14 protein-coding genes and 2 tRNA genes are annotated in these 14,010 nt (G+C 52.2%); 5 read left to right on the plus strand and 11 right to left on the minus strand.

The genetic code is table 11. The features are described from left to right. Nucleotides 1–96 precede the first annotated feature (96 nt). From AZH53_RS03180 to AZH53_RS03205, 6 genes are all read right to left on the minus strand, one after another. Nucleotides 97–1,968 carry an SIR2 family protein gene (locus AZH53_RS03180; protein WP_319642100.1) on the minus strand — a complete coding sequence of 624 codons (1,872 nt, stop codon included), beginning with the start codon at nucleotides 1,966–1,968 and terminating at the stop codon, nucleotides 97–99. Between the two features lie 76 nt (nucleotides 1,969–2,044). Further along, nucleotides 2,045–2,398: a hypothetical protein gene (locus AZH53_RS03185; RefSeq protein WP_319642101.1), complete on the minus strand. Its 354-nt coding sequence runs from the start codon at nucleotides 2,396–2,398 to the stop codon at nucleotides 2,045–2,047. A 253-nt stretch (nucleotides 2,399–2,651) separates the two neighbouring features. Further along, the gene (locus AZH53_RS03190; protein ID WP_319642102.1) at nucleotides 2,652–3,869 is read right to left on the minus strand and encodes a tyrosine-type recombinase/integrase; all 1,218 of its coding nucleotides are present in this window, start codon (nucleotides 3,867–3,869) and stop codon (nucleotides 2,652–2,654) included. A gap of 157 nt (nucleotides 3,870–4,026) precedes the next feature. Next, a complete protein-coding gene (locus AZH53_RS03195) occupies nucleotides 4,027–4,860 on the minus strand; it encodes a restriction endonuclease (RefSeq protein ID WP_319642103.1) in 834 nt (277 codons plus the stop codon). 70 nt (nucleotides 4,861–4,930) lie between these two features. After that, nucleotides 4,931–5,995 (minus strand): magnesium/cobalt transporter CorA, encoded by a 1,065-nt coding sequence (gene corA / locus AZH53_RS03200; RefSeq protein WP_319642104.1) that lies wholly within the window; start codon nucleotides 5,993–5,995, stop codon nucleotides 4,931–4,933. Continuing rightward, the gene (locus tag AZH53_RS03205; RefSeq protein WP_319643633.1) at nucleotides 5,992–6,948 is read right to left on the minus strand and encodes a mechanosensitive ion channel family protein; all 957 of its coding nucleotides are present in this window, start codon (nucleotides 6,946–6,948) and stop codon (nucleotides 5,992–5,994) included. The genes corA and AZH53_RS03205 overlap by 4 nt, the downstream gene beginning before the upstream one ends. Nucleotides 6,949–7,108: 160 nt before the next feature. On the opposite strand from AZH53_RS03205, the gene AZH53_RS03210 reads away from it, so the two are divergent. After that, complete coding sequence (locus tag AZH53_RS03210; RefSeq protein ID WP_319642105.1) at nucleotides 7,109–7,558, plus strand: hypothetical protein; 450 nt, start codon at nucleotides 7,109–7,111, stop codon at nucleotides 7,556–7,558. A 37-nt stretch (nucleotides 7,559–7,595) separates the two neighbouring features. After that, complete coding sequence (locus AZH53_RS03215; protein ID WP_319642106.1) at nucleotides 7,596–8,267, plus strand: flavodoxin family protein; 672 nt, start codon at nucleotides 7,596–7,598, stop codon at nucleotides 8,265–8,267. Between the two features lies 1 nt (nucleotide 8,268). Here AZH53_RS03215 and amrS read toward each other — a convergent pair whose 3' ends face one another. Then, nucleotides 8,269–9,300, minus strand: coding sequence for an AmmeMemoRadiSam system radical SAM enzyme (gene amrS / locus AZH53_RS03220; protein ID WP_319642107.1), 1,032 nt, complete (start codon nucleotides 9,298–9,300; stop codon nucleotides 8,269–8,271). A 90-nt stretch (nucleotides 9,301–9,390) separates the two neighbouring features. Between amrS and pyrH the strand changes: the two genes are divergently transcribed. The 3 genes from pyrH (at nucleotide 9,391) to nth (ending at nucleotide 10,909) form a co-directional block, all read left to right on the plus strand. After that, nucleotides 9,391–10,098 carry a UMP kinase gene (gene pyrH / locus AZH53_RS03225; RefSeq protein WP_319642108.1) on the plus strand — a complete coding sequence of 236 codons (708 nt, stop codon included), beginning with the start codon at nucleotides 9,391–9,393 and terminating at the stop codon, nucleotides 10,096–10,098. A 51-nt stretch (nucleotides 10,099–10,149) separates the two neighbouring features. After that, a tRNA-Pro gene (locus tag AZH53_RS03230) sits at nucleotides 10,150–10,224 on the plus strand. Nucleotides 10,225–10,228: 4 nt separating this feature from the next. Next, nucleotides 10,229–10,909: an endonuclease III gene (gene nth, locus AZH53_RS03235; RefSeq protein ID WP_319642109.1), complete on the plus strand. Its 681-nt coding sequence runs from the start codon at nucleotides 10,229–10,231 to the stop codon at nucleotides 10,907–10,909. Here the strand turns inward: nth and AZH53_RS03240 are convergent. From AZH53_RS03240 to AZH53_RS03255, 4 genes are all read right to left on the minus strand, one after another. Further along, entirely contained in the window at nucleotides 10,888–12,069 is a 1,182-nt protein-coding gene (locus AZH53_RS03240) for an inorganic phosphate transporter (RefSeq protein ID WP_319642110.1), read from the minus strand. The genes nth and AZH53_RS03240 overlap by 22 nt on opposite strands. An 8-nt stretch (nucleotides 12,070–12,077) precedes the next feature. Beyond that, nucleotides 12,078–12,701, minus strand: coding sequence for a DUF47 domain-containing protein (locus AZH53_RS03245; RefSeq protein ID WP_319642111.1), 624 nt, complete (start codon nucleotides 12,699–12,701; stop codon nucleotides 12,078–12,080). 64 nt (nucleotides 12,702–12,765) lie between these two features. Then, nucleotides 12,766–12,837 (minus strand) — tRNA-Ala (locus tag AZH53_RS03250). 38 nt (nucleotides 12,838–12,875) lie between these two features. After that, nucleotides 12,876–14,003: a nicotinate phosphoribosyltransferase gene (locus tag AZH53_RS03255; protein ID WP_319642112.1), complete on the minus strand. Its 1,128-nt coding sequence runs from the start codon at nucleotides 14,001–14,003 to the stop codon at nucleotides 12,876–12,878. Nucleotides 14,004–14,010 lie beyond the last annotated feature (7 nt).

Consider the following 14,010-nt stretch of genomic DNA (forward strand, 5'->3'; position numbering starts at 1 on the left):
TGGGGTTGACACTGGCTCCAAATTACATTAGAAGAAGAGAATATTTGATTTCTTGAAATAATTATTTGTAAACCCGTCTTTGATAAAATATTTCCCTCAGGGGTCAACATTCAGAACAATACCAGTCTTTGGAGAATCGCTTCGGCTAATCTCTGCAAATCTTCGGTTACAAATTTCAAATTTCTGGGTATCTCCACTAAAGAATTTTGTTCCTTCAATTTTTTGACCGAATCCATTAAGATATGTCTTAACCGAATCTTGAATAATATACAACCCTGAGTATTGATGCATAGACCCACTCCAGACACGAGTTCTCAATGGGCTAGATCTAAAATTGTTAAGATCATCCTCAATTCTTGTTGGATCTGCGCCAGTCGATAGATAGGCAAGACCAAATAGATATTCAAATATGTCATACGTTTCGGAATATCCAATATCTCCAGGAATCAGGTGTTTTACAAGTTTGTGGCATATGAGATAGATATACCAAAAGAAATCTCCGGGGGCATTAAAGAATTCAGAATTTACTGTTTCCCAGAGATCATACCTTCCAAAAATTCGTGAAATATTGATTGATTCAAAATATGGTTTTTTATTCTCTGGAATATGGTATGGTTTAAAAATTTTGGGAGAAAATACTGCCTCTAAACTGTTAAAATGTTCAGTTCGAGTGGCGGCAATTCCAGTTGTATAGATTGTAATTAAGGCTGGTAACAGACGAAGATGATATAGGCATTCACCAAAATCCTGGGGGCATGAGAAATCTGTAATTATTGTTTTTTCTCCAGTAAATGGCTCATTGTGAGGAATATTGACCAACCTCTCAACTACATCATGGATTAGATAATCATACTTGTCGTCAAAATAGGCAAGGGTTGCCAGCATTGTAGCAAGAGGAGATGTTTTCTTTGTTAGAGAATATATTCGAGAATTTAAGTACTCAAGAGCATTGATGGTCCCATCAGGAAAATATACTTTCTGTGCAAGTTCTTCAAGTATAAATTCAGTTTGAGAATGGATTAACTGTGAAAGGGCAATATCTGGGCGAGGTTGCTGTAATGCATCTGTTACCCTCCTGATTGCAGCAGAAACGGTAAGGGGTTGCTTCTGTTCAATTGACCGAATACGCTCTACAATGGTATCTAGGCTGGTAAAAAATTGATCTGCGGAATCTATTTCGATTGGTATTGGCTTTATTGCGGAATTTAGATTTTCAGGAATATCTGAATCTGGACGCAGACACCAGAAAGTTGGATATCTGCGGTATTGTTGTGATGAAAGAATTTCTTGGAGCCCTGAATCATAATCTGCCGACCATCCACATACAATTAAACCGTATTCTTCACAAATTTTCTTGATATAATTCGAAATATCAGGTTCATAGGATTCCAAGTCTTCAGGTGTGAGCTTGAGCTCCAAATTTTCAAAATCTCCATTTACTTTCACAATACGGCAGGTATCAGGAAAAATTGACATCATTTGTGGGTCGGATTGCGAATGAATAATTACAGGGCGGACACCTGTTTCTCTGATAGCATCTTCAAGTAAAGGGTCAAAATTTGTGGTAATTATAAGACTTACCATCTTCTCTTTTACTAACTTAGCAATCATTCTGTGCGCTATAGTTGTGTTTGATGGTAATGGATCGCCATTATCGTCTGTTGGCAGAATTAATGGGATAAGTCTATCACGTCGGGTCTCCTCTACGATTCCCAACTTTTTCATGAGGTTATCAAAGGTAATTGGTCCATCTACATTTTGTGAAAACCATTGAAAGCATACGTCTACATCGTCATTTCCTTCAATAGCCACTCCCCTCCCTTTTGCGATCTTCCTTATCATATCTGCAGCTACTTCTTTTCCACTAGGAAGACCTGCAGAAAGAGAGATCCCTGCTCCAAGAAATAGTGCATAACGTTTTGGCGATGCCTGCATCGCATATGCTACCGGTATTACCGCATCGTCCATATTGGCCACCCTCTCATGAACAAATTATTCGATCTGAACTTTATCAGAGAATAATTTATATATTCCTATTAATTATTCAATCCACAACCTCAAATTTCTCATTATCAAGAACCAGATATTTCGTTACCCAACCCCATTCCTTTAAAAATTCCAAGGCCCCAATGAAAAGGATCGGTTCTTCTTGGCAACACTTTGCATGTTCAATTAAGGGATTAAGGATATCCCGTCGTGGATTCAGGTAAACGTAGAAAGTCCGGTGGCCTATTTTAAAATCTCTGCGTAAAGCACGTTTTTTGCAGGTTCCCAGGTGGATTCTGAGTGCGTTTTGCTTTTTGAATTTGCGCCCGCAATAAATGCAGGTGAATTCCCCTTCGATATTTGATGGCTTGACCAGTGGAAGACATTTTGGAAGATGGACTTTTTCCTGCATAACATGATCTTAATGTATGAATATATAACAATTATTGACCCAATAGGGAAAGCTAAGAAAAACTTAGGGGTGTGGGTACCTCCCTCCCCTATATCCCCAGTTTCAAGGCTTTAATGACATCGTAGCATCAAAGACGACATCGTATTATGCATATGAGACGTTATACCCGCCCGGATACCACATAATTGAATGAAGGACTGCTTCCATATATTAAAAAATGGAATCAATGATACCAAAATGTACATTCGTCGGTCTACTCCGATTGCGATTGTACTCTGGCAATAGCTTCCTTAAAGATGGCCGCGCCGCCGGGCGATGCAAGAATCTCTTCAATCTTTTGTATTACTGCCTCATGCGTCGCCTGTGCCTCTGCGCTCAACGCAAGACCACATCGGGAACAGTATTCGGTTCCAGGAGGATTGATCTGACCACATTGGTAACACTGAACCGGGGCTAAGGCGTCACTCTTGTCGGCTAACTCAGGGATATCCACTCCCGCCAGCCGGGCGAACTGACGTTCGACATCATCATCACTGAGATGCGTGTATGTCTTCAGCATACTGGTGTTGATATTTCCCCAAAATGTCAATGCGACATACACCGGATTATAGTTCTGGCGCAGGCAGTGCGTAATTCTGGAGTGCCGCAGAATGTGAGTACTCACTTTCCTCTCAATACCAGCATCCTTTGCGAATTGACGGAACGTTTTTGCAAAACTCTGGTAATAGAGCGGTTGGTTGTGCTTGTTCAGGAAGACAAAATTCTCCCCCTCGGGGTTACCGGGGTAAATCGATTTCCATTCTGCCAGATATTGTGCGTAGGCGATAATGGGAACTTTGCGTAGTTTTCCGGTCTTTCCATCAGTATAGATGCGTACCCTGCCTTCCATAAACCGGACATCTTTCCACTGCAACTGGCCAATCTCGTGAATCCTGAAACCGCCCTCATAGGCCACACCCAGCAGGGCTTTATATTGTATGGAACGAGGCGTGTGAATGAGCTGCTGGACTTCCTCCTCGGTTAAGATGTCCTCTTCTGTTTTTGTCGTGTAGTTATAACGGGTGCATTTGATGTTCTTGATCTTGGCAATAGGAACATCAATTTTGTTATTCTCAATGAGCCAGAGATAGTAACGCTTGGTAACACGAATAAAATCGGCGATGGTGTTCTGGGAATATTTGGTCCCATCCTCCTTTATTGCCACACGCAGCGATTCAATCCCTTCGTAGATATCGGAGAGAACAAGATCTTCTACGGACGGAAGGAACCGATGGCACTGAACAAGGTTTGAGACCAGTTTGAAACGTCGCTGGGCCGAGAGGTTTGCCGTGACTGAAATCTCGGCAATAAATTCACGGATATAATTTGCATCTGCCGGTGTGAGGGTTCCGTTGTCCAGGGCATTTTGTATACTCCTCTTTTCATAGACCCGGTAGGTCTCCGGTTTTTTATGGAACCTCTCATTCCGCATACTAGTTGATTGGCACCCGTCCTTTATATTGTTGTTGTAGGGATTCGAGACATTACATCCTTATGCCCCATAGCAGCACTCTGTATTTTTTTTGATGATTCTATACGATAATCCACATATTGCATTTTTTTAAAATCAATACGCCTGCACGCACGGGCTACTGGCACACCAGCTTCTGCGCCCGGTCAACGATAACGATCATGTCCCGTTCCGGCAGGTCGGTCATCTCCGCCAGTTCTGCGGGAGAATAGGCCAGAAGCTGCCCCACCGTCACAATGCCCTCATACACCAGGTTCTTTCGCATCCGGGCGTTGACCCCCTTTATCAGAGTGATCGGACAGAGGGGTTTGGTGGTAACCATCGCGGCGATATTCTCGTCGGCCGGATGGTCCCAGCCGATATGCTTGATATCCCAGCAGGTGGCGTATCGTTTTGCATGGGCGGAGAGTTTTGTGTTGCTGACGATCATCGCCTTGTCTATCGTGAAGTGGTTTCTCCCCTCTTTGTATCCTTCCTGTACATCCTCGACGATCGCACGGGCGATACGCCCCTCGTCGAGTCCTGTCATCTTGTGATGATTGTGGTGATGCTTCACCTCGACGAAGTAGGTGATCCCGTCCTTTTTGGCAATCGCATCCACTTCATGCTCCCCGCACCGTCCCTGCAGAATTCTGCCTTCCTCCACCTCGTACCCGCTCCCGGCAAGGAGCGCCTGTACATAGAGTTCAAAATCCGGTTTCGGGCGAAACATCCCGATGGCACGCCGGACATTCGTCCGTTCCGCAACCGCGGGCTGATATTTCCGCCCGACCGTCCGGATGAGGCGGAGGATATCGCGGGTACGCATCCCGTCATAGAGATGCTTTTCTATCTCACTGACCACTGTTTCGGCCTGATCTTCCGCTATACCGTAATTGCGGATGGTCCGCATCACCTTGTTTCTGTCATAGGCCTGCAGAGTCCCGTCGGCCTTGATCACCTGTTTTGTCACTGGACACCCTCACCCATCGGCGACGGAGGGGCAGGGACGAAGGATGGTTCCCCCGGCCGCCCGTCTCATATCAGATCCATTGTTTCCTGCGGAAATAAATGAGCATTATAATGACAATTACCGCCATTACCCCCAATGCAGAGGGATAGCCCATTCTCCATCCAAGTTCGGGCATATATGCAAAATTCATCCCGTAAATGCCGGCGATGAATGTCAGAGGAATAAAGATGGTCGCGATGATCGTCAGCACCTTCATCACCTCGTTCATCCGGTTCGAGACGCTCGACAGATAGATGTCCAGCATGCCGGAGCTCATGTCCCGGTAGGTCTCCACATAGTCTGCGAGCTGGATGACATGGTCATAGACATCCTTGAAATAGACCTGCGTGGAGTCGTTGATCAGGTCGGAATCCCCCCGCTCCAGCTGCGCCGTCACCTCACGCAGCGGGTAGATCACCTTCCGGATATAGATGAGATCCCGTTTGAGGGCATAGATCGTCTCGAGGATATCCGGAGCCGGATTGTGAATGAGCTCATCCTCGATCTCTTCGATAATCTCGCCTATCCATTCGAAGACAACGAAGTAGTTGTCAACGATCGAATCCACAAGGGCGTACAACAGATAATCGGAACCGGACTGCCTGATTCGCCCCTTCTTTGCCTGGATACGCTTTCGGACACTGTCGAAGACGTCTCCCGGCTGTTCCTGGAAGGAGACGATGGCATGTTCGGTCAGGATGAAACTCACCTGTTCCGAGGCGATACCCCCCTCGGATTCAACCGAGAGCATATTCATGACCACGAAGATATACGACCCGTAATCCTCGATCTTCGGCCGCTGCCGGGTATTGAGTATATCCTCCAGAATGAGGGGATGCACCTCAAAGATATTTCCGACCTTTTCGATGATATCCGTCCGTGCAAGGCCGGTGATATTGATCCACGTCACCGCTTTGTCATCAGGAAACCCCGCGACCTCATCGGCGCCGACGGAAGCAAACTCCTGAAACTCCGATTCATCATACTGGATGATGGAAATATCCGTGTCCTCTGTGCGCATCTCCCCGATATGAATCAGGGTTCCCGGCGGGAGTCCCGCCTTCATCGAGACCTGACTGCCTGTCATCTCTTTCATTGTGTACCACCGGATGGGGCGTTGTTCAGGGTAACGGTATGAGTGCCCTGAACCTCGATCGTTTCACTCGCGATGGAAAAGTCGGCATGTCCGTCCAGCGCTTCCATCAGCCTCTGCATGATCCGGTCACGCAGAATTCTTCTCTGGCGGGTATCAGTGACATACCGGATATCGAGACGTATCCAGTTGTCCGTCAGGGAGAGATAGATGGAGGGTTCAACCACCTTTTTCGGCAGGTAATATTTCTCCCCAATCCTCTCGATCTCTGCCTCGGCCTGAAGCGTAAGTTCTGCCGTTTCCTCATGAACGATCGCAAAAAACACCTGCATCGCCGTTTTCCAGTCACTGTCATAGGTAAGGGGAATGGTAATCTCATCCCAGACAAAATTGTGGTCCTTCGTAAAGTTGTACACCACATCCGTTATGACAACAGCATTCGGGATGATCACAATCCTTCCTGTCGGCTGATCCCCTTGTACCCATTGACCGATCTCCATGAGCGTGCTGTTCATGATACCAACATCCATGACATCCCCTGCCATATCACCGATACTGATCCGGTCTCCGACACGGTACATGCCGGATACCATGATATACACCCCGCCGACGAAGTTTCTCAGGATATCCTGCAGGGCGATTGCCACTCCCGCCGCCAGAATGCCGTATGATATGAGAAGAGACTGGGTCTCTTCCACCCATATCCTGATGACAATGGCGCCAACAGCCAGAATGGAGAGGATGAAGAGCGCCTTGTTCAGGGAATACCGGGTTTTTTTATCGGCGATATATCTCGTTGCGATGATGGAGAGGACGACATATACCAGATAAATCAGGGCAACGGCGAGGAAGGTAAAGGAGAGCTTCAGCAGTTCGGGATACGGATAGTAGACATACCCCCTGTTCAGGATCACCGCAATCACGAAGAAGAGTGAAAAATATCCTGCCTGTCGCATCACCGGTGCTCACCATTGAATACATGCATAATATCCTATTTAAATCCCATCCCGCTGTCCGGGAGGAGATCCCCGCGGAATTATGGCTGCCATCCCGAAATGGGTGCCCGTTATGCGAATGGAGAGCAACCATTAGATAGCTCCGGCGCGAACTTCCACTATGCACAATCAACCATTCCGGCTGACGGTATGCCTGCTTCTCCTCTGCGCGGGAACTGCCTGCATGGCGGGATGCCTGAATCAGGATGATACGCCCATATCGGAGGGCGATATATCCGTGATCCCGTCGGGGCAGGACTATCCTGATTATGCCGGCACCTATGAGGAAGGTAGTCTCCGGATAACCGTCCCGGTATTCGAACAACACTGGACTGCAGAAGGAACCTGCTATTGGGAGGGGCGCATCCAGGTGGAGAATACCGGTGCAGAAGATAAAAGCGACGTGATCATCCGGTCGTCCCTGATCGATGTCGATACCGGAACAAAGGCCGATATCAAATCCAAAACATTCCAGAAGATAAGCAGCCATGACACCCTTTCGTTTATCGTACGGCTGTACGGTGAATGCGACAGGAATTATACCATTCAGGTCGAGACCTTCGCGGACTGACCGGAACCATTCTATTTTTCCTCACCGATATCAGGGTATGAAGATTGTCGCACTCGGCGGGAGCCCCCGCGGCACGGCCGGCAACACCCTTCGTCTCCTCGAAGCCGCCATGGAAGGAGCACGGGAAACGGGAGCTACGGTGGAGTATTATGACATCGCCCGGCAGAATATCGACTACTGCATCGGCTGCGCCAAATGCTACGAGACCGGCAGCTGCATCCTCGAAGACGACTATGAAGAGATCCTCGAAGCGATGATGGACGCCGACGGATTTCTCGTCGCATCACCGGTCTACATCAACGCCATCACGGCCCAGCTCAAGACCCTCATCGACCGGATGGCGGACATCGTCCACTGCCAGAAGTTCCGCGGGAAATACGCTGCCTTTGTAACAACCGGCGGCGGCGGGGGCACGGACTGTGTCCTTGAGTACCTCGGAGGCGCGTGGCAGGTATTCGGTGCCAGTGTGGTTGGAGGGACGTCTGCCGTCATGGCGGAAGGGGAGGAGCGGTTCGCAGAGGCCGTCGACGAGTCGCGCGCCCTCGGCAGACGTCTTGCCGCCGCCATAGCACATGAAGAGGTCTATCCCGAACAGGAGGCATTTCACGAGGGGATGAGGGAGCACATGACCGCCCTCGTTACCGCCCACCGCGATGAGTGGCCCTCCGAATATGCCTATCATCGGTCCCGCGGCTGGATCCCCGAATAACTCACTCCCTGTTTTCAAACGTCCCCGGAATCGTCTCGCCGCAGGCAGCACACCTGCTCCCGTCGAGTCCGACCTGTCGGGAGCGGAAGGCGTCCCGTTCGACGAGAAGGGCTCCGCAGGTATGGCAGTGGGTGTCCTGTGCGGGGTGTTCGAAGACATTGCCGATGTACGGGTACCAGACCCCTTCCTCTTGTGCAATCGCATGCGACCGTTCGAGCACCCCGACCGGTGTCGACGGGATGTCGCGCATGTGATAGTCCGGATGGAATGCGGTGAAATGCATCGGCACCTCCGGCCCCAGTTCGCGTACCACCCACCGGCAGAGAGCACGGACCTCTTCCGGACTGTCGTTCAGGCCGGGGATGAGAAGCGTGACCGTCTCCACGTGCATCTTTGCGTCATACGCCTGCTTCGTGGATGCGAGGACCGGGTCGAGATGCGCACCGCATATCTTCCGGTAGAAGTCGTCATTGAACGCCTTGATGTCCACGCGGTATGCCTCGAGATGCGGGGAGATATCGGAGAGTGCTTCCGGCGTGATATACCCGTTTGTTACATAGACGGTGCCAAGATGATCCTTTCGTGCCAGTGCCGCCATCTCGCGGGTATATTCGTGCCAGATCGTCGGCTCGTTATAGGTCCATGCAATGCTCCGGCATCCGGAACCCACCGCCCGTGCCACCGCATCCCCGACACTCAGGCGGACAAGATGGTCAAAATCATCCGACTGCGAAATGTGCCAGTTCTGGCAGTGCTTGCAGCGGAAATTGCATCCGATTCCCCCGAGGGAGTAGGTCGTCGTACCGGGAAGATAATGAAAGAGGGGTTTCTTCTCGATGGGATCGACTGCTTCGGCACTGATCCTCCCATAGGTGAGGGCATAGAGCGTTCCGCCGCGGTTCTCCCGGACCCCGCAGATTCCCCGTCTCCCCTCCCGGATATGGCACCGGTGGCTGCACAGTCCGCAGATTACACTCCCGTCATCCCCTTTCGCATACAACTCCGCTTCATGCAGTTCTTCATTTCGTCCCATTGCTGCCACCATCCTGCCGGTTCCCTCATGGGGTAAAGAGCCCCTCTACCTCAAAAAACTATATGCTGTGCAGACAAATAGATGGGTGAGATGAAGACAATAGTAATTTCACTGGGGGGCTCCGTCCTTGTCCCCTCCCTTGAATCCAACAATATTGCGGCATACGCAGGAGTGCTCTCCCGTCTTGCCGACCGCTTCCGGGTGTTTGTCGTGGTCGGCGGCGGGGGAGAGGCCCGCAGGTATATCACGGCTGCCCGCTCCCTTGCCATCGACGAAGCGACTGCGGATGAGATCGGCATCCTCGTAACACGACTGAATGCGACCATGCTCATATCCGCTCTTGGAACGGCGGCATATCCGGCAGTCCCGACCTCGCATTACGAAGCCCTGGTCGCCGCCGCCTCCGGCAGGATAGTGGTCATGGGCGGGGTGACACCCGGGCAGACGACCGATGCCGTCTCGGCCGTCCTTGCCGAGCGTGCGGGTGCGGACATCCTCATCAATGCAACGTCGGTGGACGGCATATACTCCGCGGACCCGAGAACGGTCCCGGATGCCGAGAAAATATCCCGTCTCACCCCGGAAGATCTGCTGGCCATCGTGCAGGGCGGACGGATGGACGCCGGTGCGAATAATGTTATCGACCTCGTCGCGGCAAAGGTCGTGCAGAGAAACAATATCCCCCTTATGGTCATCGACGGGAAAAACCCTGAAAATATCACGGCCGCCCTTGTAGACGGCACCTTTACCGGGAGCCTCATCAGCAGGACCGGAGAATCCGTCCTCCCCCTGGAATAGCTCCCTATCGACACCTTTTTTTGATGTGGTGAATAATATTACTGGCTACACGGGGCAGTAGGGTAGCCTGGTCCATCCTAGAGCGTTTGGGACGCTTTGACGGCAGTTCGAATCTGCCCTGCCCCATTCTATGCACCGGCATGATGCGTGCGATATCTTCTCCTCCCTCTACCGGGAATATGTCTCGGATGACACCCGTTTATGCTTCCTTGATTTTGACAATCCGTTTGAAATACTCGTTCTGACGATCCTCTCCGCCCAGACGACCGATGCCACCGTCAACAGTATCCGCGACCGCCTCTTCCGGCGGTACCCCGATGCGGAGTCCCTCGCAGGAGCATCGGTCGAAAAGGTCGAGGAGATCATCCGTCCGACGGGGTTTTACCACACCAAGGCACGCAATATCATCGGCGCATCGCGGGCGGTCGTCGAACGGTTCGGAGGAAGGGTGCCGGAGACCATGGAAGAGCTCCTCACCCTGCCAGGAGTGGGCCGAAAGACGGCAAACATCGTCCTCCATCATGCCTACGGCATCCATGAAGGTATCGCGGTCGACACGCATGTCAAACGGCTTGCCTTTCGTCTGGGACTCAGTGACCATACGGACCCGGCACATATCGAAGACGATCTTCTTGCCCTGTTCCCCCCCTCCGCGTGGAAATATCTCAATTTTGTTCTCATATCGCATGGCAGGAAGGTCTGCACGGCACGCCACCCGAAGTGCGATGAATGCATCGTCGCCGAACGCTGCCGCTGTGCGTTCAGGACGGAAAATAAAAATATGAATTCTCAGAGGAAGAGGAATTCGTAGAAGATATAGACCAGCCATGCAACGACGGCGGTCGCCGGGATGGTCAGAATCCAGGCCGCGACGATCTCGCGGACAATACCCCATTTCACTGCAGATGTGTATCCCCGCGTTGCCCCGGCGCCCATTATCGCCCCGCTCATTGCATGAGTGGTGGAGACCGGGACCCCGAGCGAGGTCATGAGGGAGAGGACGGACCCCCCGGCTGCGGATGCGGAGAATCCCTGGTACGGACGGATCTTGGTGATCTTGTTTGCCATCTTGTCGATGACCCGCCACCCGCCGAGAAGAGTGCCCATCGAGATCGCAAAACACGATGCGAGAATGACCCACAGGGGCACCACAAACTCCGAGAGAACCCCTCCTGCGACGAGGATGGCCGTGATGACACCCATCGCATTCTGGGCGTCATTTGCCCCGTGCCCGATGGCCTGAAACGAACCTGCTGCAATCTGCAAAGGCCGAAATGCGGCATTGAGTCTTGTCGGATTCCGGTCTCTCCCGAGCCGCATGGTGAGCATTCCCAGCAGAAACGCCGCAAGCATCCCGAGCATTGGTGAGATCACGATGAAGAGAACCACGGCAAGAATGCCGGAGATGTGAAGCAGACCCAGGATGATAAGAGCGGGAATGGTGATGGTGATTCCCATGATAAACGCGAGGGGAGCCCGGGGTTTCCATTCGTCCCCGCGGTAATGGGAGACCCCGGCGTAGAGAAGAGTGGCAATCGTTCCGCCGGCGATGACATAGATTATAACGTTTCTCACGAGATCTGTCGCCGGCCAGAGGATGGCACCGAATCCTGCCCCTGCGATACCGGCACCCAGAAGCCCGCCGATCAGGGCATGGGAACTGGACACGGGAATCCCGAGCATTGAGGTGATGAAGACCCAGAGGACCGCACCGAACATGCCGGCAAGGAGCATATGGGTCGTCAGAAAATCCGGGTTGACGATCCCTTTGCCGATGGTGGCGGCAATTGCCGTCGTAAAGACGAGCGGTCCGATGAGGTTGAAGACGGCCGCAAGACCGACCGCCTTCAGGGGGGTGAGCGCCCGTGTTGCGATGATGGTGGCAATCGAATTTGCCGCATCATTCAGGCCGTTGACGAAGTTAAATGCAAGGGCGAGAAAAATTCCAACCCCGATTACCAGAACGTCCATAACACCCTTCAGGAATGCCGGATTGCGATATCACTGAGGACGTTCGCAGCATTTTCGCATCTGTCCGTTGCGCTCTCCAGTTTTTCGTAGATATCCTTGTATTTGATAATCCTGATGGCATCCGAACAGGTGAAGATCTCCCGTATTGCATCCCCGAGAAGATCGTCCCCGAGGTTTTCCAGGCGGTTGATCTCAATGCACTGCTCTTCGACCGCGTTCGCGTGCTTCAGATCGCGTATTCCTTTTACCGCCTGTTCGAGTTCTTCCGTTGAAACGAGGATCAGCTTGGACAATTCGACCATATAGTTGTCCGTCTCCTCGATGCCATAGAGGTACATCATCCGTATTGCACCGTCGATGAAGTCAAGAACATCGTCAAGGGAGGCGGCGAGTTTCGAGATCTCCTCCGGCTCGATGGGAGTGATAAACGTCTTATTGAGGAGCTGGTATATCTGGTGGGTAATCTCGTCGCCCTTGTGCTCCAGCGCCTTCATCTTGTGGCACTTGTTCTTTACATTCTCAAAATTTTCCACGGTATAGACCAGATGTTCAGCTCCCGCCCGGACATTCTGTGCAGATTGTTCCAGGAGGTCAAAGAACTGGTCGTCCTGAGGTATAATCCAGTCGCGCATCCCCATACATAACACCTGATATTCAATCATCAGAAATTAAGAAAAAAGCTTTGTATTGTGAAAATGGACCGAGCGGGAATTGAACCCGCGGCCTCTACCATGCCAAGGTAGCGATCTTCCCCTGATCTATCGGCCCGTTGTGCAACCAATGTTGCACCTCCTACGATAAAACTCTTATTTTTCTGACGCCGAAAAAGAGGCGATAACGGCGAGAACACGGGCCCGGGCCACGTTCATATCGCACCCTGTGAGCAAGACGCCGCTCTCGATATATGCTTCGAGCAGGGAGACGGCCCCCTCAGGCGCTGGCAGGACGGCCGGGCGGACGACACGGATGCCGGGGCCCGCATAGACGTCCTTGACGCCGCTCTTCTTCCCCCGCTTGGATACGGGAACACCACCGCACTCCACGATGTCGAGAGAGAAGTCGATCACCGGGGCATTTGCAATGGCGCCGCCTACCCCGAAGGCCTCCACGATGTCGCGATACGCCCGGACGTCATCGATGGTCAGACCGCCGGAGAGGAAGATCTCCACCTCCTCAAACCCGTGCACATCCAGCTCCCACCGGACCTCCTCGAGAATTGCCCGCATATCCCCCCGCCGTGATCGCGGAGTGTCGAGGCGAACGGCGGTTGCCCCCGCACGTGCGGCCGCAAGTACCTCGCGTTTCTCGTCGCAGTAGGTGTCGCAGAGATACACCCGGGGCACGTCCGGCGGGGCCGTCCGGTCAAATGCCGACCATGCCTCCTCCGGATTGCCATAACACATGATGAGCGCATGCGGGATGGTGCCCGCCACCGGGATCCCCTTGGGCGCACAGGTATTGCTTACGGCATCGGCGCCTCCAATCCACGCCGCACGTTCGATCATCCGTGCGATCGCCGGGTGCTGCCTTCGGGACCCGAACGACAGGATCTGCCGTCCGCCCGCGGCGGCCTTGATCTGCGCCGCGGCGGTCGCAATCCCCGACGCATGGCAGATGAACCCGAGGAGCGCGGTCTCGAAAATGCAGAATTCCAGATACGGACCCTGAATCCTGATGACGGGTTCGCCGGGATAGAAGACACTCCCTTCAGGGAGGGCACTGACACTCAGGTTCCTGCCCGCAAGGAGGGTCACCACATCGTTGAGGCCGCAGAACACTCCCCACTCGCCGGGAAGGGACGATGCCGTAACCTCTGCAGTCACGACCGGGTTTCTCCCGTCCCGTGTGAGAGCGGCAACCGTCCGGTCAAAATAGATATCCGTGCATGCTCCTTCAGTGATCGTCTCATCGTCGACAATACCGAACCTGTCCATTGTCATT

It is taken from the genome of Methanovulcanius yangii (assembly GCF_018687785.1).
Lineage (GTDB): Archaea > Halobacteriota > Methanomicrobia > Methanomicrobiales > Methanomicrobiaceae > Methanovulcanius > Methanovulcanius yangii.